This window comes from Niabella ginsenosidivorans (assembly GCF_001654455.1).
Classification (GTDB): domain Bacteria; phylum Bacteroidota; class Bacteroidia; order Chitinophagales; family Chitinophagaceae; genus Niabella; species Niabella ginsenosidivorans.
Genome location: NZ_CP015772.1, coordinates 2,701,402 through 2,721,327 on the forward strand (window position 1 = coordinate 2,701,402; position 19,926 = coordinate 2,721,327).

The 19,926-nt window shown below is 45.6% G+C and carries 11 protein-coding genes; 1 reads left to right on the forward strand and 10 read right to left on the reverse strand.

The window, feature by feature from the left end; translation table 11 throughout:
• Window positions 1–6 precede the first annotated feature (6 nt).
• The 10 genes from A8C56_RS11260 to A8C56_RS11305 form a co-directional block, all read right to left on the reverse strand.
• Window positions 7–705 carry a LytR/AlgR family response regulator transcription factor gene (locus A8C56_RS11260; RefSeq protein ID WP_084490167.1) on the reverse strand — a complete coding sequence of 233 codons (699 nt, stop codon included), beginning with the start codon at window positions 703–705 and terminating at the stop codon, window positions 7–9.
• Between the two features lie 227 nt (window positions 706–932).
• A complete protein-coding gene (locus tag A8C56_RS11265) occupies window positions 933–2,018 on the reverse strand; it encodes an SGNH/GDSL hydrolase family protein (protein ID WP_067755871.1) in 1,086 nt (361 codons plus the stop codon).
• Between the two features lie 287 nt (window positions 2,019–2,305).
• Window positions 2,306–4,228 carry a sialate O-acetylesterase gene (locus A8C56_RS11270; protein ID WP_245645855.1) on the reverse strand — a complete coding sequence of 641 codons (1,923 nt, stop codon included), beginning with the start codon at window positions 4,226–4,228 and terminating at the stop codon, window positions 2,306–2,308.
• Between the two features lie 11 nt (window positions 4,229–4,239).
• Complete coding sequence (locus A8C56_RS11275) at window positions 4,240–6,858, reverse strand: glycoside hydrolase family 3 C-terminal domain-containing protein (RefSeq protein ID WP_067755876.1); 2,619 nt, start codon at window positions 6,856–6,858, stop codon at window positions 4,240–4,242.
• 32 nt (window positions 6,859–6,890) lie between these two features.
• A complete protein-coding gene (locus A8C56_RS11280; protein WP_067755879.1) occupies window positions 6,891–7,943 on the reverse strand; it encodes a glycoside hydrolase family 43 protein in 1,053 nt (350 codons plus the stop codon).
• Window positions 7,944–7,971: 28 nt separating this feature from the next.
• Window positions 7,972–9,459: an MFS transporter gene (locus A8C56_RS11285; protein WP_084490168.1), complete on the reverse strand. Its 1,488-nt coding sequence runs from the start codon at window positions 9,457–9,459 to the stop codon at window positions 7,972–7,974.
• 27 nt (window positions 9,460–9,486) lie between these two features.
• Entirely contained in the window at window positions 9,487–10,608 is a 1,122-nt protein-coding gene (locus tag A8C56_RS11290) for an endo-1,4-beta-xylanase (RefSeq protein ID WP_067761921.1), read from the reverse strand.
• Between the two features lie 8 nt (window positions 10,609–10,616).
• Window positions 10,617–13,190: a glycosyl hydrolase 115 family protein gene (locus A8C56_RS11295; protein WP_067755882.1), complete on the reverse strand. Its 2,574-nt coding sequence runs from the start codon at window positions 13,188–13,190 to the stop codon at window positions 10,617–10,619.
• A gap of 3 nt (window positions 13,191–13,193) precedes the next feature.
• The gene (locus tag A8C56_RS11300) at window positions 13,194–15,377 is read right to left on the reverse strand and encodes an alpha-glucuronidase family glycosyl hydrolase (protein ID WP_245645857.1); all 2,184 of its coding nucleotides are present in this window, start codon (window positions 15,375–15,377) and stop codon (window positions 13,194–13,196) included.
• A gap of 58 nt (window positions 15,378–15,435) precedes the next feature.
• Window positions 15,436–16,467 carry a LacI family DNA-binding transcriptional regulator gene (locus A8C56_RS11305; RefSeq protein ID WP_067761924.1) on the reverse strand — a complete coding sequence of 344 codons (1,032 nt, stop codon included), beginning with the start codon at window positions 16,465–16,467 and terminating at the stop codon, window positions 15,436–15,438.
• Window positions 16,468–16,791: 324 nt separating this feature from the next.
• On the opposite strand from A8C56_RS11305, the gene A8C56_RS11310 reads away from it, so the two are divergent.
• Window positions 16,792–19,923 carry a SusC/RagA family TonB-linked outer membrane protein gene (locus tag A8C56_RS11310; RefSeq protein ID WP_067755884.1) on the forward strand — a complete coding sequence of 1,044 codons (3,132 nt, stop codon included), beginning with the start codon at window positions 16,792–16,794 and terminating at the stop codon, window positions 19,921–19,923.
• Window positions 19,924–19,926: the final 3 nt, after the last annotated feature.

A 19,926-nucleotide genomic window follows, 5' to 3' on the forward strand; every position in this document is an offset into this window, starting at 1 on the left:
GAATAGTTACAGTATGTTCAGGCGTTTGTTCAGGCTGTTCCGGTAGCCATCAGCAACCGGCACCATCTTTCCCTGAAGTACCAGCGCTCCTTGCTCAATTCCGTCAATCTTGTCTACGGCTACTATATAGGAACGGTGAACACGGATAAATTTTCCCGCCGGCAATCGCTCTTCTACTGCTTTCAGCGGGCTATGAACCGCATAGAATCTCTTAGGCGTATGCAGCTTTACATAGTCGCCCATAGCCTCTGCATACAGGATCTCGCTGAAGCTGAGTCGCTTTACCACGTTTGAATCCCTTATAAAAATAAATTCATCGTTCACAATATTTACATCCTCATTGTTGCTTTCCAAAAGCTCCCGTACACGGTCAATAGCCTGTATGAACCTTGCGGGCAGTACCGGTTTGGCAATATAATCTGCTACATTCAATTCAAAGGCCTCAAAGGCATATTCTTTTTTTGCAGAAATAAATACAATAACCGGTTTATCATTACCCAGGTTACGTGTAAGCTCAAGCCCTGTCATTCCGTCCATTTCAATATCCAGCAACAGGAGATCTACAGGAGTCGTTTTAAGCAGGTTGTAAGCTTCAACAGCGCTTTCCGCTTCCCCCATTATTTTTAAATCCCTTACCTGCGCCGCCAGTTGTCTTAATGTTGTCCGGGCTAGCTGATTATCATCAACAATCAAACATGTAATCATACTTCCTGTAATTTGATATGGGTCTTTTCAAAAGTAGTGCATATTTTTTTATTCCATGGCTAATAGTGCCTGCTTCCTGCCCGATGCATAACCTTTTTACATTTGGAACAGATAGCAAGATAATGCGGGAACAGATATGCCCCTCAAGGTGGGATGACCACCTGCCTACCGGCAAGGCTTCAAAAAATGTTATGCGCCCCTTCCTGCCATTATTAATACAGGGCCACTCAATGCGCTGCCTGTTTTTTTAAGATCTCCATCAGTTTCTTACCTAAATTTTGGGACCAGGTAAAATACCCGAGATCCGAAGGGTGTATGCCATCGGCTGTGGTATCATGGCTGACAGATTCCGGTAGCGGGCTATCTATAAAATAAACATTCGGATATTTTTGAATCAGTTCTTTCATCAATGCTTTAGCGATATTCCGTTTTTGTGATTCAAACTCCCTGATCTTATTGTTAAAATCAGCGTTTCCCCGGTAAATGGTTTCCACAAACACAACAGGAATATCTTTATGACTTCTGGCAACCACATCTAAAAAAAGCGGCAGCCGCTCACTGATCAATTCAGCACCGGGATTTGAAAAGGCATCCAGTACAATAACATCGGCCTTTACTGCGGCCAGCATTTTTGCAAAATAAGGCTGTAACTTGGAGTTCCCGGAAAACCCCAGATTACAGACATCCAGGTTAAAATTCCTCTGCAGTTGCATAGGATAACTCATTCCCGGCCGGCTTGCCGAAATGCCCTGGGTATAGCTGGATCCGAAAACAACCGTTTTAATTTTAAAAGGATTGGGTATAGCTGCAATCGTGGCACCATCCTCCACTCCTATTTTAAGACCCTTCAGTTCGCTGTAGATGGGCAAATAGAGCAGGCATTCCTTTGGCGCAGCATCCATTTCCGATACCAGGGTTATTTCCTTATCCCGTTCGGGCGATACTCCGTTACCCGCAAATTCCCATCGATTGCCTTTTTTAATATACAGGTCGAAGCCCGCAGCAGCAATCCCCGTCATATTATCTTTTTTATAAGTCCATTTATAAGAGGGTAACACCTTTATATAAGCAGAATTTGTTTTGAAGAGTATTGCCAGCCCGGCACTGCACCGGGCCTGCTGATTTTCTGACTTGCTCATTCCTTTATAAACCGCGGTATCGACCCTATGAAAGGGAAATGAAGCAGGGAAGGCTTTTCCAACAATGGTTAACCGGGCTCCATCAACAAATTTCGTGGAAGCGGCTGACTGGCTGTAAGCCACGCCGGAAATGAAACATAAAAATGCGCACAGCATCAGAATTAACTTTTTCATAAAATGTATTTTGAGCGATCCGGGAGTTGCTGTATGGTTGATGTAACAGCATACTGTTATAAATACTTTTGTTATATACATACAAACATAGAAAAATTGTATGTTATGAGTTCCATCTTTTGAAAATAGTTATAAATGCGCCCGGATGAGCGCTCTGGTTGAAAATCATTAACAATCGGTGCCACTTACGTAAAGCCAATAAATCACCTCTTTGGGCAACTCATTCAATACCTGCTTCTGATATCATTTGTGTGCGCTGTTTTGAAGTGCCTGTTCCAAAAACATTTTTATTCATCGGTTCTGAAAGGAGCTGCCGGCAGGCCTTCTTTATTGATGAGGTTGGGATGAACAGGATCATCAGCCCAGGCATAACGCACATACCTGGGCGCTGCAATTTCATTACTCGATACCACTATTTTCCGGCCCTCAATTTTTGCATCGGCCCATACAAACTTTTTATCGGCCCCTGCAATAGCAAATTCAGCCGGAGGTTCCCCATCACTGGTACACAACCCGCTGCCGGTATTTTTGAATGTTATCATCATTTTATTTCCATCAATAACAGCAGATTGAAAAGAAGGGCCGGAGTACACAATATTCTCGCCATAGGCTATTTTGCCTGCAGCAAGCGCCAGCCGGTCTCCCACTTCTTTTTTCCTGTCGGGATGAATATCATTCCACTCCCCCAGGTCAATGGCTACTGCCATAGCGGTGTTTGGCAATGATAAGGTTTGCGCCTGGGCTTCGCGGAACAGCGCCCAGTCGCTTTCTGCAGGCCAGTAACTGTAATCCATAAAGCCCGGTAATTGTACAAACAGGAAAGGCAGATCCCGGCTTTGCCATTTGGCACGCCAGTCCTGGATCATTGCCGGCTGCAGCTTTGCATAAGCAGCTGCATTTCCGGTATTGCTTTCGCCCTGGTACCAGACAAATCCCTTTAAAGTATAGTTTGTCAGTGGCGCAATCATGGTATTGTACAACGCGCCGGGCTGGTTTTGTAAGGCGATGTTGCCTGCCTTCCCACCACGGGCAGGAGCATTCACTTCCCCTACCTTATACTGCCAGTAGCCGGTAAGGTCAATCGTATCGTTGCCCGCAATCAGCTGGTAAGGCTTATCAGGTACAAAACCCCCTTTGCCCGCCTTATTGGAGATCTTTATTACAAAAAGATTTTTACCGGGTTTTAACAAACCATCCGGCACCGCATACCTTCGTTGGGGATACATATAATAGGTAGCGCCTACTTTAGTGCCGTTGATGTATAGTTCATCCGCATCTACAATACGTCCTAAAAATACTTTTGCGCCCCGTTGGGTCATCGGTTGCGGCACCTCAATTTCTCTCCGGAACCATACGGTTCCATCCAGGTCTTTTACTCCCTGGTCTTCCCAATAGCCGGGAACGGCAAACGGCCGCCAGCCTTTTGGATGATATGAGGGAGCATACCATTGTTCAGTAAGGCCCCTGTCCTGTATTTTGGATGGCTGCGCCCCGGAAGGCTCATTGTGAGCAGAGCGGTTGATGTAAGCTGTATCTTTATTTTTTTCTATTATCGCAAGCACATCCGGAAATGGCTGCAGGCTCTTTTCACTCATCATCGCCTCAATAGGAATACCGCCCCAGCTTGAATTAATAATACCAATCGGCACCTGATATTTTTCATACAAAGCTTTTGCAAAAAAATAAGCCACCGCGGAAAAATCCCGTACACCTGCAGGGCCGGCCCAGGTCCATGAACCGGAAGGGAGGTCATCCTGTGGCGCTTGCAGGTTGACGGTGTTCGGCACCTTAAACTGCCTGATCTGAGGAAAATCAGCCGCGGCAATCTCATTTGCGTAAATAATATCATGCAGTTTCATCTGATGCTCCATGTTCGATTGTCCTGCACACAACCATACATCCCCAACAAGGAGCTCCTTTAAAATAATTTTATTTTTACCGGCAATTTCCATCTTATAAGGCCCGCCCGCCTTCACAGGCGCCAGCTGTACGGCCCATTTTCCATCATTCCCCGTTATTGCCCTGTATGTTTGGCTGTTAAAGCGAACGGATACTCTTTCTCCCTTTGAAGCCCAGCCCCATATATTTATTTTGGCATTCCGTTGTAAAACCATGCTATCGCGCAGGATGCGTGGCAGTTTTATCTGTGCCGAAGCGTTCAATGAAGCAAACGCTGATAACAAAAACATCCCCTTCAACAGGCTTTTCATTCTGAACATCTTTAATTGATGACAATCGTTTTCTGCACTACATTGCTGGTTGTTTTATTGGGAACACCGGGCTGACCGCCACCGGCGCTTATGACCAGGTTGCCTTTGGGGCGGATCATTTGACCATCCGCACCGGGCACAGCCAATGCGGCCCCATCTAAAATAAAGTGCACGGTTTTGCTTTCGCCGGGCTTCAGTGCAATACGCTGAAACCCTTTTAATGCCCTTTGAGGAACATGTATGGACTGATTCTTATAGGACACATACAACTCAACAACTTCTTCGCCTTCCCGGGCCCCGGTATTGGTAACCAGGACACTTACAGGAATGCCGGTATTATCTTTTACGGAAACAGGAGTCGTGAGATGACTGTATTTAAAAGTGGTATAACTCATTCCATGTCCAAATGGATATAAGACCGCTCCTTTAAAGTAGCGATAGGTACGATGCTCCATACTGTAATCTTCAAACGGAGGAAGATCTGCATCACTCCTGTAAAATGTTACCGGCAGGCGGCCTGCAGGGTTATAGTCGCCAAAGAGCACGTCTGCAATAGCTGTACCGGCCGACTGGCCTCCGTACCATGCATTCACAATTGCCGGAATATTTTCACTTTCCCAGGGCGTTGCAATAGCACTGCCCGTCATCATTACAAAAATCACGGGCCTGCCTGTTGACTCCAGGGCTTTCATCAGTTCCGTCTGCACAGCAGGCAGCATAATAGAAGTTCTGTCGCCACCATTAAAACCCGGGTAACTTACCGGCATCTCCTCTCCTTCCAGTTGCGGGGAAATGCCTCCTATAAACAGGATGGCCTCCGCATCCTTAACCCGGCCGGCCAGCGCTGCAAAGTCTGTTTTAACCTTGTTGCCCGGTGTTAACCGGATATTTGCTTTATACCCTCCCTGCCAGTACTCCAGCCTGAGCTTGTAGACACTGTCTTTCCTTGTTTTTAAAGTATATAACCGGGCGCCCCAACGGTTCCTTTCCCAGGCATCCACTACCAGCTGATCATTTATATAGAAGCGATACCCATCATCGCCTTCCAGCTCAAATTGCAGTTCTCCTGTTTTGTCTGCAAGGTAATCAGCACTATACCGTGCCGAGAAATTGTTCCCGTTTATCCTGTCTACAATTGTTTCTCCTTCCTGCCAGTAATGGTCCGGCATGCCTTCCATCCGCGTTACCGGTGTGCCCTTCAGTTCCCTGTTGGGAAAATATTCGGCTTTAAATCCGTTTTTGCCTTCATAAGTAAAACTTGTATTCAGATTGCCTGCAGCCCTGAATAAAGTGTCATTTGTAAAATTGACCGCCTGTTCGTAGATGACCTCCGCATCGGGGGCTAACTTGCTTTTAATACCTCCCAGCGCTGTTACAATTTTTGACGGAATGCCATTATAATTACCTAACACGGCAATATTATTGTCTGCATTGGGGCCGATAACCGCTATTTTTTTTATTGACTTGCTCAAAGGCAGCGTACCCTGTTCGTTCTTTAGCAAAACGATCGATTGCCGTGCCATTTCTAAGGCATGTGCCTTGTGCGAAGGGCTTTCCAGCACCGACTCCGGTATTTGGGCATAAGGCACTTTTGATGGCGGGTCGAACATGCCCAGCCTCATGCGGATCATAAACAACCGCTTAACAGATCTGTCGATATCCGATTCCGGTATTTTACCTGTTTTAACAGCGTCCGTTAAAGTCAGATAAACGCTGTTGCCGCATTCAACATCTGTACCATTGGCTACTGCATCAATGGCCGCGGCTTCATTATTAGGGTGCGTTTTATGATAATTTACAAAATCGTCAATAGCCCCGCAATCAGAGGTTACATAACCGCTGAACCCCCATTGTTTCCGCAGGATATCAATCATCAGCTGATCATTACCGCAACAGGGTTTTTTACGAAATGCATTATAGGCGCACATAACCCCTGCCACATTTGCTTTTGTTACCAGCTCTTTGAAGGCAGGCAAATACGTATCCCACAAATCATAATTGCTTACATCCACATCAAATGAATGACGCACAGGCTCCGGGCCGCTGTGTATAGCATAATGCTTGGCACAGGCCGCTGCTTTTAAATAGCGGGGGTCCTCCCCCTGCAATCCTCTTACAAAAGCTTTTCCCAGCATCGCTGTTAAAAAGGGATCTTCTCCATAGGTTTCCTGCCCCCTGCCCCAACGCGGGTCCCGAAAGATATTAATATTAGGTGTCCAGTAAGTAAGGCCAAGATAGCGCTCGGCGCTTTTTCCTTCAGCAATGGCTTTGTTATGAATAGCCCTTCCTTCCAACGCGCTCTGGCCGGCCATAGTATAAAGCGATGCCGTGTCCCAGGTAGCCGCCATAGCAATAGCCTGCGGGTACACCGTTGTTTTATAAGGGGTTCTTGCTACCCCGTGCAAAACCTCGTTCCACCAGTCATACGCCGGTATGCCCAGCCGGTCAATAGCCGGGGCATGATTGAGCATTTGTGCTACTTTTTCATCCAGCGTCAGCCTGCTTACCAGGTCGTTTACGCGCTCTTCAAAGCTTAACCGGTCGTTCCAGAAAGGAAGCTTTGTTTTATCAACCTGTCCCATAACGGTGGCCGACAGGAATATACCGGCAATAAAAAGGATCTTCTTCATTTTAACTGAACGTTTATACCTGAAAATGCGGGCTATTCCAAAACGTTTAACCCGTTATACGGATCGATCGTCTTTATATAACCCCTTTCATCATACCTGATCTTTGTCACTTTTACACAGCGCAGGTGCGTTACTCCTTTGCTTAAACTGCTGTCGTGATAAAACAAATACCATTCCCCGCCAAACGCTGCAATAGAATGATGCGATGTCCATCCTACCACGGGCTTCAGGATCTGACCGGCATAGGTAAAAGGCCCATAAGGGTTATCTCCGATTGCATAGCATATAAAATGCGTGTCGCCGGTTGAATAAGAAAAATAATATTTTCCATTGTATTTATGCATCCAGGAGGCTTCAAAAAACCTTCTTCCCTTATCGCCCTGCAACAGCGGCCCCGCGGCTTCATCAAGTAGTACCACATCTCTTGCGTCTTCTGCAAACTCCAGAAGGTCATCTGTAAGCCTGGCAACTTTTGCGCACAGCGCCGGCTCATTATCTTCCGGTAAATGCGCCAGCGGGCTTTCCGGCTGTTCTGCATTGAATTTACCGGTTCTCCAGCGTTGCAACTGCCCACCCCAGATGCCGCCAAAATACATATAATAGCTGCCATCATCGTCTTTAAAAACAGCGGGGTCAATGGAAAAGCTTTTCTGAATGGCTTGCGGTTGGGGGAGGAACGGTCCCGTTGGTGAACTGCTGATGGCAACCCCGATCCTGAAAATACCTTCATGATCCTTAGCCGGAAAGAAAAGGTAATACCGGCCGTCCTTTTCGCCGGCATCAGGCGCCCATAGCTGCTTTGCAGCCCAGGGCACTTCCTTTACATGTAAAGCAACGCCATGGTCCCTGGCTTTGCCGGTTGGGCTGTCCATAGAGAGCACATGGTAATCTTCCATTGCAAAATGACTGCCTAAATCGTCAAAAGCATCTCCGGCATCCATATCGTGCGACGGATAAATATAGATTTTTCCATTGAACACATGTGCCGAAGGATCTGCCGTATAGATATGCGTAACCAATGGTTGGGATATTGCTTTCTGATTCAGTGCATCAAAATTGATATGTTCAATACTGTCTTCAGGCATATTACAGGTAATTACTAATTTTCAATTGCTACTCCTTATGACCCCTTTTCTGTTTCAGGTCACGCTCTATCTGCACTTCCATTTTTTTATTGATCACATAAAAAAACAATAGTCCGGCCCCTGCCAAAAAGGGGATGGATGGAAAAACGCTCACCAGCATCTTTGTTCCCTGAATGGCCTGTGGCGTTTGGGTGCTGCTGTTGGCGGTATAATTGTACAAACCAAGAATCCATGTTACCAGCGCCCCGCCAACGCTCAATCCTACTTTTAACCCCACCATCATGGCAGAAAAAATGATGGCCGTAGCCCGGCGGTTGTTCTTCCATTCACTGTAATCGGCAACATCGGCAATCATGGCCCATAACAATGGAATGGTTAAGCCGTAAAAAAAGCCGTGAAGGATCTGCGACATAAACATCAACCGTACTGACGTGGGCGGATAAAATACAAAGGCAAATATAAACAAGGCAGATATGAATAATGCAATACCAAACACATCCCGCTTTCCATACCTGTTGGCAAAGCGCCGGGAGAGCATGATCCCTACGATCATGAAAATAATACCTCCGGCATTAAATAATCCGAAACCTGCAGATACCGGGTCCTCTTCAAACACATTGAGACCTATGCCGGAAAAAAAGCGCATAAAAGGAGTTATAAAAGCAGTAAGGCTGTCCTTATCCACGTAATTTTTAAAATAATAAACATAGGAACCGCCTTTCATGGAAAGCGTGATAAATACCAGCGTGGTGAGCACCAGCATGATGATCCATGGCCGGTTTTTGAACAGATCTCCCAGGTCTTCCTTCAGGCTCGACTTTTGCCCGGGGGCGGGTACAATACGCTCTCTGGTAGTAAAGAAGGTAATCAGCAATAGAACCGTTCCGATGACGGCCAGCCATGTCATCACTTTTTCTATTCCCAAGGATTTATCTCCGTGGCCGGCTGATATAATAATGGCCAGCATAAAGACCTGTACAAAGAATTGTGCAAACATTACCGCTACAAACCGATAGGACGATAAGCTGTTCCGTTCTTTCATGTCGCCTGTTATAACACCGCTTAACGCGGAATAAGGCAGGTTGTTGGCCGCATATAACAATAGTAACAAAGTATAGGTAACCACCGCGTAGATCACTTTGCCTTTATAAGAAAAATCAGGAGTACTAAAAGCAAGCAATGCCACTATTCCAAGCGGTATTGCTGTAAATAAGATCCAAGGGCGGAATTTTCCCCATCTGGAATTGGTTCTGTCTGCCAGTGCACCAATGATGGGATTAAATCCAAACGCCGCAACCAATCCTACGATCAGTATCAGCACAGAAGCATGTTTGGGCTCAAGGCCGTAAATATCCGTATAGAAATAGGCCAGGTAAGTCATTAATGTCTGAAAAACGAGATTGGCTGCAAGATCGCCCAGGCTATAACCCATCTTTTCATATACCGAAAGCTTCCCGGGAATACGGGATGTAGTTGTTATTACCTGCTCCCCTGCTGTGAAACCCTGTTCATTCATAAACTATTTTTAGAAGATGAAAATTTATTACCGGCCGTTTGCCGTTGCAATAACCTTATAAAAAGCAGACTTGGGCTTAAAGCTCCTGTCAAACAATAAAGGGTAGTTGGTACGCCCGCTGATCGGCCAGTCGTTCAGCCACGACTGCCCGTCGTTAACCCCCCAGAAAGTGATGCGGCCTATCTGCTTCTTATATTTTACAAAAAGCTTAAACAGGTCTTCATATGATTTTGCAAGGGTTTGCTGAACCGTATCCGGCAGACCGGTCGCATAGGGGTTCATCTTTTCATTTCCCTGCGCAGTAGCGCTCACATCGGCCGTGCTATGATCCCAGGGATTGGGCAGCACCGTTAAATCCAGCTCTGTAAACAGCACTTCAATGCCCAGAGCACCAAACGTTTTAATGCTTTCTTCTACGTCTTTCAGAGGCACGGCTCCTGCTTTCCAGTGCCCCTGAATGCCTACGCCATCAATACGCACACCGGCGGCCTGTATCTTTTTGATAATGGCAATAGCACCTGCCCTTTTTGCCGGCTGTTCAATATTATAATCATTATAATACAGCTTTGTATGCGGTGCGGCTTTTTGTGCCAGCCGGAAGGCTTCAACAATGTAGTTATCGCCCAATTTATCCAGGAATACTGATTTGCGCAAAGTACCATCATCATTCAGCGCTTCATTCACCACATCCCAGGAATACACTTTGCCATCATAGCGGCCGGCAACCGTGCTTATATGATTTTCGAAATACATACGCACAGAATCGGCATCCTGTATTTTATGAAGAAAAGCAGGCAACTGGCTATGCCATATCAGCGTATGTGCATTTACTTTCATATTGTTCTTTTGTGCATACGCCACAAGCTGATCTGCCAGATCAAAATCATAAGTATCCCAGCCTGGTTGGATATTCTCGGCTTTCATACAGTTTTCTGGTGTTACAGCATTAAACTGCTGTTGAATAAGCGCATCAGCTACCGCATCTTCCTTCCGTATCTGTCTGGCATCCATCGCTGTGCCAATAAGAAAGTCATTCTTAAACAGTTCCTTTAATGACGGTATTGGTTGCGCCATCATCCTTTTGCTGCCCATACAACCAGCCAGCAAAAGAGCCGGAACAGAAAGAATAAATAATTTTCTTTTTATCATATCCGTAATCATTTATTGTTGAAAATCGTTTCCGGCGGACCAAGATAAGATGGCTTCAGTCCGCCCAGATCAAGTACTATTTTTTGCAATACTACAGCCGGGCTGATCATCCGGTATTTTATACTGTGCTTACCGGCTTTGTTTATAAAATGTTTAGTAGTTTTTATAATACAATTATCGGCCGCCCATTTATCCCAAACGCCCGGTTGGTTTTCATCTTTATTGACAGAAATAATCTGTGGAGCATCATTGTCTATTGAAACGGCGTACTGCAGGCCTGTTGAATCATTATGAAAGTTAAGTGTGGGAGAAAAAAAGGCATTCAGTATGACGACCCCGGTATCATAGGTATAAAAATCATATTGCAAATACGGCGCAGCAGAGTGAATACCCTGTATGGAAGCCGTCACCGGAAAGGCGGTAATACCATCGCCCTCTCTGCCAATACCGGGTATGTTTTTCCAGTAAATACCGGCAGTATCCTTTTTTATTGTAAAATGAGATGCCCCTATGGAAACATACCCATCCTTTTCATAAAAAACAGTACCCGTTGTTCCTGATGGTATTAATTTCTGAGCTGTTGTTACCGAAGGGGGAATGGTTCTGATACTTTGGGCAGCTGAACCAGTAACCTTTTTTACTTCAGGCATTTTTTGTACAGGAGGTTCCTGCCAGTACGTGTAACCAATATGTTTCTGGTCCATCATATGATTCCACTTACCATTATTCAGTTGGTGATATTCAATAGTCAGCAATGAATCCTTCTTATAAAATCTTTCTGCTTCCTCTGCATACCTGTTCGCAAGCGGGTCGTTCCTTTGATAATAAAAATGATTCCAGCCAACAGCTGTATATAAATGCTGAAGATTGGAATAGGCTTTTACGGGATGCAATACCAGCTGAAAATAAGCAGCCTTATAGGTTTCCGGCAGTCTGCTGTTTATTTCACCTGCATCCGCCAGCAAGGTATTCCAATCCTTTGTCACTCTCTGCGCTTCATTATAATTTTCAAGGCTGTACGTTTCAGCATTCAGCAACTCCGGCTTTTTTCCTGATGCATATTGTGCATACTTTTCAAGAATAGCAGCAATTGCTTTCGCGCAGGTTGCTCCGAATTGCTCCTTTGCCCATTGCTGATAGTACACATTCAGGTTCTCTGCGGTCCACTGATCTGTATTGTAAGCATAATCCAGAAAGAAAGAAACAGGAAATTCCATCGGTTTCAGATCGCCAACATTGACGATCCATATCTGCCTTGCATTGTATGCATAGGCAAGGTGCATCTGCTCCCAGACCCGTGCAATATTATTGGTATTGATCCATTTATAATTCCTGGGGCCGCCAACATAATCAAAATGATAATAAATGCCATATCCGCCGCTTCGGGGCTTTTCGTTCAGCTTTGGCAGCCGTCTTATATTTCCCCAGTTATCATCGCATAATAATAAGGTAACATCATCCGGTACACGCATACCCTGGTCGTAATAGTCCTGCACTTCTTTATACAATGCCCAAAGCTGCGGGGTTTCCCGGGCGGGCTTACGGGTTACTTCCTCTATAATGTTTCGCTGATCTGCAACAATGCGTTCCAACAGATCTATGGCAGTGCCGCTGGTCATTGGCTCATCGCCATCACCACGCATTCCAATAGTAATAATGCTTTCGTGATGATCCATTTTTTCAATACCCTTTTTCCAGAAAGCACGCAATACCGAATCGTTTTTTGTATAATCCCATGTACCGCTGCCGTAACGCTTCCACTCCTGTTGTGCACGCAGCATGGGTTCGTGGTGCGAAGTACCCATTACAATGCCCCACTTATCGGCCAGAACAGCATTGAGCGTATCATCGTCATTAAAAGCATTTCCCCACATGGCGGGCCATAAATAATTTGCCTTCAGCCGGAGCAACAGTTCAAATACGTGCTCATAAACACGATGATTGATGCCTCCAAATTTCTCTTTGGCCCAACCACTGAATGCTGGCGCTTCATCATTGATAAAAATACCACGATATTTTACAGACGGGGTGCCATAAGTATATGCGCCTTTCTTCACAAACACTTCCGCTTTCTTTTTTACCGGCACATCTGCCCACCAATACCACGGTGATACACCTAATTGCCGGGATAAGGTAAACACTCCATATGCTGCACCCCGCTTATCATTTCCGGCAATTACCAAAGCATTCCGGACGCCCTTAACAGGATTGCTGATGGTTTGCACCTTAAATGCCTCCCAATTATTTTTAATACGGTCAACACTGATCTTTTTTGCTGCTATTAATTGCTGAAGGGCTTTTGACCCCGCAAGGGTGCCAATAACAATAACGTCGGGGGCAGAAAAAGGAGACGCAACCATTTCAGGTTTCTTACCGGTTACGGCTGCAATATCCTGTTGCAACAAAGCAGCAGCTTTATGCACCAGCCAGTCATCCTCCTTATCTACATAAATGGCAGCAACTCCTTCCCCAGATGCTACCGGGAAATCCGATCCGGTATTTGTTTGCGAAACAAAATGTTGTGCAAACAATATACCCGTTTGCACAGCGATAAATAATATTAAAAGAACACTTCGCTTCACAACTTATAAATTTCCACCTATACCGGGTGCATAAAGGAATTTGAGGGATTTATAGTACGTTAATGTTTTATCGGGCTGCTCATACTTTGATGGTATGGCCATTTTGGAAAACGTTTGAAAATACAGCAGGCAGGCGTTTCGCCACCATACGGCTTCTTTTTCCTGTATGCCCAGCAATAGTTTAATGCTGGTGAATCTTTCTGCATCCACATAAGCGTTCAGCCTGTTCCATTGTTCCCGCATCCACCTTACTGAATCAACACCGGCGTTATATTTATAGCACAATTCATCCCACAGGCTCCGGCCGGTATTCATTTTAAAGCTCCACGGAACATGATGAAACCACAATAAATATTTTTCATCGCAGGTGCTTCTATTGTTCCATTGCTTTTGCACCTCCGGCTGGTATTGCGCCAATGCATTGCTGCCGGCGGCTGTTCTGTCAAACCCGATCCCTGCCGCATCCGCTTTATGATAGTACACCGGGTTCCAGTCTGCCCGCCCGGCATTATCCACCCAGGGAGCTGGGCCATAATGATGCCCGGTACCCATAATATGATGCAGCCCAAGCGGTGTCATATAGTTCACCACTGCTTCCCTGGACGCAAGCATGATCTTTTGAGCTGCGGCTATAAAAATCTTATTGTTTGAAAAAGTTTGCCGTAACCATTCTTCGGCAACCTGTGCGGATGACAGATGATAATCCCACGCCAGCCGGCCAAAGGCATACCAGTTGGCCTGCCCAAAGGGGTGACCCGTCCAGTTAATGTCATTCCCTATATTGGCTACACCCGCTATTCCTGTTACAGGATGGTCGTTAAGCGACCCATCGATGACCCTTGCAACAGCAGATCCGCTGCCTTTTGCATAGGTGTCTGCATCGAGGCACTCTTTAAATAATGGCGCTTCATATACCAGGTGCGTGCCCTGCCCCAGATATTCCTGCGTAAGCTGGAATTCCATCATAAGCGGCGTTTGCGGCATTGCACCAAATAATGGCGAAAAAGGCTCACGCGGCTGAAAATCGATCGGCCCGTTCTTTACCTGCAGCAAAACATTTTTTCTGAATTTTCCATCAAGCGGCTTAAACTCATCATACGCCTGCTTAAAACGGTCTTCGGCGGCGATCGCATTCCCGGTTGCTTCCTGATGACCTTCCCCAAAGTGCTCGTTGGTGTTTTGCACCCGTACATCATACACGAAAGCCCTCCACATTACGATCCCGCCATGCGGGGCCAGCGCATCTGCAAATAGATTAGCGCCATCTGCATGTGTTCTGCCATAGCCTTGCGGCCCTGGCTGCCCTTCAGAATTGGCTTTGATAAGAAAACCACCGAAATCAGGGATCAGCGCATATATTTCATTACATTTCTGACGCCACCAGTTCTTCACTTCCGCATTCAGCGGGTCGGCCGTTTTCAACCCGCCGATCTCTTCCGGCGCACTGAACTTTGCGGTAAGAAAAACCTTAATACCGTATGGACGGAAGACATCTGCCAGCGCTTTGACTTTTTGAAGGTAAGGAGCTGTAAGTGTTAATGAATTTGCATTTACATTCGTGAGCACCGTTCCGTTAATACCAACGGATGCGTTGGCCCGTGCATAATCTATATACCGCTGATCAATATAGTCCGGCAGCGTATGCCAGTTCCAGATAGAAGCGCCCGCATAACCCCGTTCAACTGTCCGGTTCAGATTGTCCCAATGATTCAGGATACGGTATTGTATCTTCGGGCTGCTTTCTATAAACAGGTCATGAATATTCTGTTCGGTTTGCAGCAGCCGTAAAAAGGCAAAAACACCATACAGCACGCCGATATCATTATCAGCAGCGATCACGATCCTGCTTTTGCTGCCTGTTTTTTCTGACTGAATGATATAACCTTCTTTGCCTGGATGATAGTTGCCCGCGTCTAAAAAGCGCTTAATAAAAGCGGATGAGGCAGGAGTACCGGCAATAATACTATTATTTTCTGTACCCTGTGTTTCGTTGATTCTGTTTCCTGTTAAGCCCTCAATGCCTTTTAAGAGTTCGTTTTTAGCAACTGATAAGGTGGCTGAGGTTGTTTGGATAGCATAATACTTTAATGCAGACTGGTATTGCTTCAGCAATACAGGGTTCTGTACTCTTACATAACGCATCCAGAGTTCGTAACCATTCTCCGCTTTCAAACATAAGGAAGCCATCAGAAAAATATATAAAAAGCAGCTCTTCATCATTACAGCAATCAAAAAAATACCGGTATCATTTTCCCTTTTTAAGAGAGGATTCCCTGACAATAAGATCAGAATTAATAATCACAGTATTGATCCGGCTGATGTTACTCACACCTTTTAAATGATTGATCAATGCTGTGGCAGCCACTTCGCCCATCTCAATGCCCGGGTAGTTGATCGTAGTAAGCGTGGGCTCTATCAGGTGGCCGATCGCATCGTTATTAAAGCCTACAACCGCCACATCGCCCGGAACAGAGATGCCGTGTTCTTTTAAGGCTTTAATAAATGCTGCCGCCACAAAATCGTTGGTAATAAAAGCGCCGTCCGGCAGCGGATCTATTGCCATCATTTTTTTTGCAGATTCGATGCCGGCCCTTTCACTAAGATCATTTACAACCACCAGCTTCTCATCAAGGCTGATGCCATTATCAAATAACGCGTCCCGGTAGCCCCTGTACCTTTCAGCATACACATTTCTGCTAAGGCTGGAAGTAACATGCAGTATTTTTTTACATCCCTGCTCTATCAGGTGGCTGGTGGCCTCGTAGCCGCATTTGTAATTATCAATAACAACAACAGTAGTGTCTTTAACTTTTTCCACACGGTCAAAAAATATAACCGGTACCCCTTTATCAATAAACGGGCGAAAATGGTCGGTGCTCCTGGTATCGAAAGAGAGCGAAGCAATAAGCCCGTCCACTCTCTTATCAAAGAGGTTTCTTGCATTTGCCGCCTCTTTCGTATAGCTTTCTGAAGAGTGCGCAATAATCAGATCATAACCGGCTTCAGTAGTAATCTTTTCCACCCCGGAAAGCACAGAATTTATAAAATTACTGTTCAGTTCATGCACCAGAAAGCCGATGGTACGGGTAGCGCCGGTTCTTAAGTTACGGGCAAACAAATTGGTGCGGTAGCCCATCTTCTCTGCCAGATCGAAGATCTTCTTTTTTGTTTTCTTACTTACAACCGGGTCATCTTTTAAAGCCCGGCTTACGGTTGCAACAGAAATATTCAATTCATTGGCAAGATCATATATCGTTACATCTTTTTCCTTGGCCATATACCTGATTTTTTCAATAAAAAGTAAAAATAAGAAAAAAAATATTGTAATCGGTTTCATTTTTACAAAAAACTTATTATTTTAGCGCCTGAATTTGTTATTGTGCTGCCTTTTGAAGGGCTGACGACAAGTTTAAATGAGGCGTATGCTTGCTTTTATAGCACTTTTGAGGTAATTATAACGATGCTATTCGTATTTAAAACTAGCCGGGAAGCTATGGCTCATAAAGATCGCTATAGTTGCTTTTGAGGATCATAACAACAATTTTTAGAAAAAAAGATGTAATCGTTTAAAGTCTGTTCATATTCAAAAAAATCCATTTTTATGCAAACATTGCTTGTTAAATTGCAAAAGGCAATACCCGCCAGACTGCAGCCCAGAATCACTCAGATGGCTGGTCTGGCAGTGCTGTTATTGCTGCTGTCCGGCCATCTTTACGCCCAGAGTAACAAAATATTGGGACATATCAGTAACGAAGCGGGAGAACCGGTGTCCGGGGCCTCTGTACAGGTAAAAGGCACTACCAACGGTGTCATCGCCGATAATTCAGGCGACTTTGTTATTACGGCCCCGGCAAACAGCACCCTGGTTATTTCTTCAGTTGGTTACATAACACAGGAATTTAAAATAAATCAACGCTCTGTTGTAAACGTCCTGTTGGTACAAAACGCCGGTGATCAGAATACCGTGGTCGTTATCGGGTATGGTAACCAGCGTAAAGAGGCAGTTACGGGCTCTGTAGCATCCATCAGCGGAGCAAAACTCAATGAAATACCCGCTGCAAACATCTCCCAGGCCTTACAGGGCCGTATTGCGGGCGTACAGATGGCACAAACATCTACCAAACCGGGCGCCACCATGCAGATACGCATCCGGGGCACACGATCCATAAATGCCGACAACGACCCGCTGATCGTATTAGACGGCATTCCCTTTGCGGGAACCATTGCCGATATCAGCCCTGAAGACATTAAAAGCATCGATATCCTGAAGGATGCTTCCGCAACCGCTATATACGGCTCCCGTGGCGCCAATGGGGTGATACTGGTCACCACCAATAAAGGCAACAGGGGGCAAAAGGCCCAGCTAACCTATAGCGGCTACTATGGCATTAAGCAGGCAATCAAATACCCGATGATGGAAACACCCGAATACCTGGCATTACGCAAAAGAGCCGGTTTAAATAAAAACCCGGGAGCAGATGAAGATACTTCCGGAGCCGTGAATACGGACTGGCAGGATCTGTTTTACAGGAACGCCATTGTACAAAACCACGACCTGAGCGTTGCAGGCGGCACCGCAAAAAGCCAGTATAAGGTAGGCGTTGGCTACTATCAGGATGAAGCCCCTATCCCCTTATCTCAATACAGCCGTTTTTCCATACGGGCTTCACTGGACCAGGAAATAGGCAAACTGTTCCGTATCGGATTTACCTCAAACAATAATTATAATATAACGGATGGCGCCAACCTGGGTATGTATGGCGTATTAAGCATGTCGCCCCTGGCCAATCCCTATAATGAAGACGGCTCTTTTAAAAGAGTAGTAGCCATGCCACAGGACGTTCAGTGGGTGTACACAAGAGGAACAATGGGGGCGCTCGGCGATCAGTATGTTAACAGAACAAAAGCCTTTGGTTCCTATAACTCGGTATATGGAGAGTTGAAGATACCCGGCGTTCAGGGCTTAAAGGCCCGTGTTAATTTAGGGGGCAACTACCGCACCAGCAATACCGGCAGTTACACCGGTATCGGCGTTTTTAACTCGGACCCTGCAAACCCTAACTCCGCATCCATCAGCAATGCGCTTACCACACAATGGACCATTGAAAATTTACTTACTTACGACAGAACCTTTGCGGGAAAGCACAAAATAAATGCGGTAGCCCTGTATTCCGCGGAGCAGATTACCTATAACAGCTCTTCCATAAGCAGGAGAAATATAGCCGGGGATAATTTTCAGTATTTCAACCTGGGGCAAACATCTTCAGGCAGCAATGATGATATTACGATCGACCCTAACAATCAAAGCTACTGGCAAAGCGGCCTGATGTCATATATGGGGCGCATTATGTATTCCTATGCTGATCGCTACATGGTAAGCGCAACGGTACGTTCAGATGCTTCCTCAAGACTGGCGCCCGGTCATAAATGGCACACCTATCCCGCAATATCTGCAGGCTGGAACATCAATAAAGAGTCGTTTCTGCAAAATGTCACCTGGATCAATGCTTTAAAGCTGCGTGCAGGTTACGGGCAAACTTCCAACCAATCCGTAGCACCGTATGCTACCTTAGGGCTGTTGAGCACAAGGCCCTATAACTATGGCGCAACCAATGCGATCGGATATTACGTAACACAGTTGCCCAACCCAAATTTAGGTTGGGAATATTCCAAGACCCAAAACTTAGGTTTGGATTTTTCCCTCTTCCAGAACCGTTTATCTGGTACGGCAGAATATTACATTACAAAAACAGAAGATCTGTTATTGAGTGTTGGGCTGCCCGCAACATCAGGCGTAAGCAGTTATACAGGAAATGTTGGTTCCACACAGAACAAGGGCTGGGAACTTTCATTGAACGGGATCATACTTGATAACAAAAACGGATGGACATGGGAAGCCGGTGTAAATATTTACCGGAATGTAAACAGGATTGTAAGCCTTGCTTCCGGCCAGACCCGGGATGAAAGCAACTGGCTTTTTGTGGGCCATCCTTTAAATGTGATCTTTGATTATAAGAGGATCGGCATCTGGCAGGCCGATGAAGCCACTGCCGTAAAGGAATATGAAGGAAGTGGCGGGCAGGTGGGAATGATAAAGGTATTATACACCGGCACCTATAACGCAGACGGCTCCCCTGCAAGAGTGATCGGGTCTGATGACAGGCAGATCCTGGATGCCGACCCTGCCTGGCTGGGAGGTTTTAATACAAGGGTAGCTTACAAAAATATTGACCTGACCATTGTAGGAACTTTTCAGCACGGCGGTATCCTTAACAGCACATTATACGGGTCAAACGGTTACCTGAACCTGGAAGACGGGCGCAGAGGGCAAATAAAAATTGATTACTGGACAGAAGATAACCCCGGTGGAAAATATCCCGATCCCAGTGGTCCCAAAAACAGCAACAATCCGAAATACGGATCTACACTTGGATACTTTGATGCATCCTATATGAAGATCCGCACCGTGTCATTGGGATATAATTTCACTCAAAAATGGATGAGATCCATTGGTATAGACAGAATGCGCATTTATGGTACGGTTCAAAATCCTTTTGTATTCTTTTCACCTTATCATAAAGAGTCCGGCATGGATCCGGAAACCAATTCATACGCTAATGATAGTTCCAATATGGCTGTAGCATATGACTACGGACAAAGAAGATTGCTGACCGTGGGTTATAACACCCCTGCCACACGCAACTATTTATTGGGCATTAATGTAACATTCTAAAAT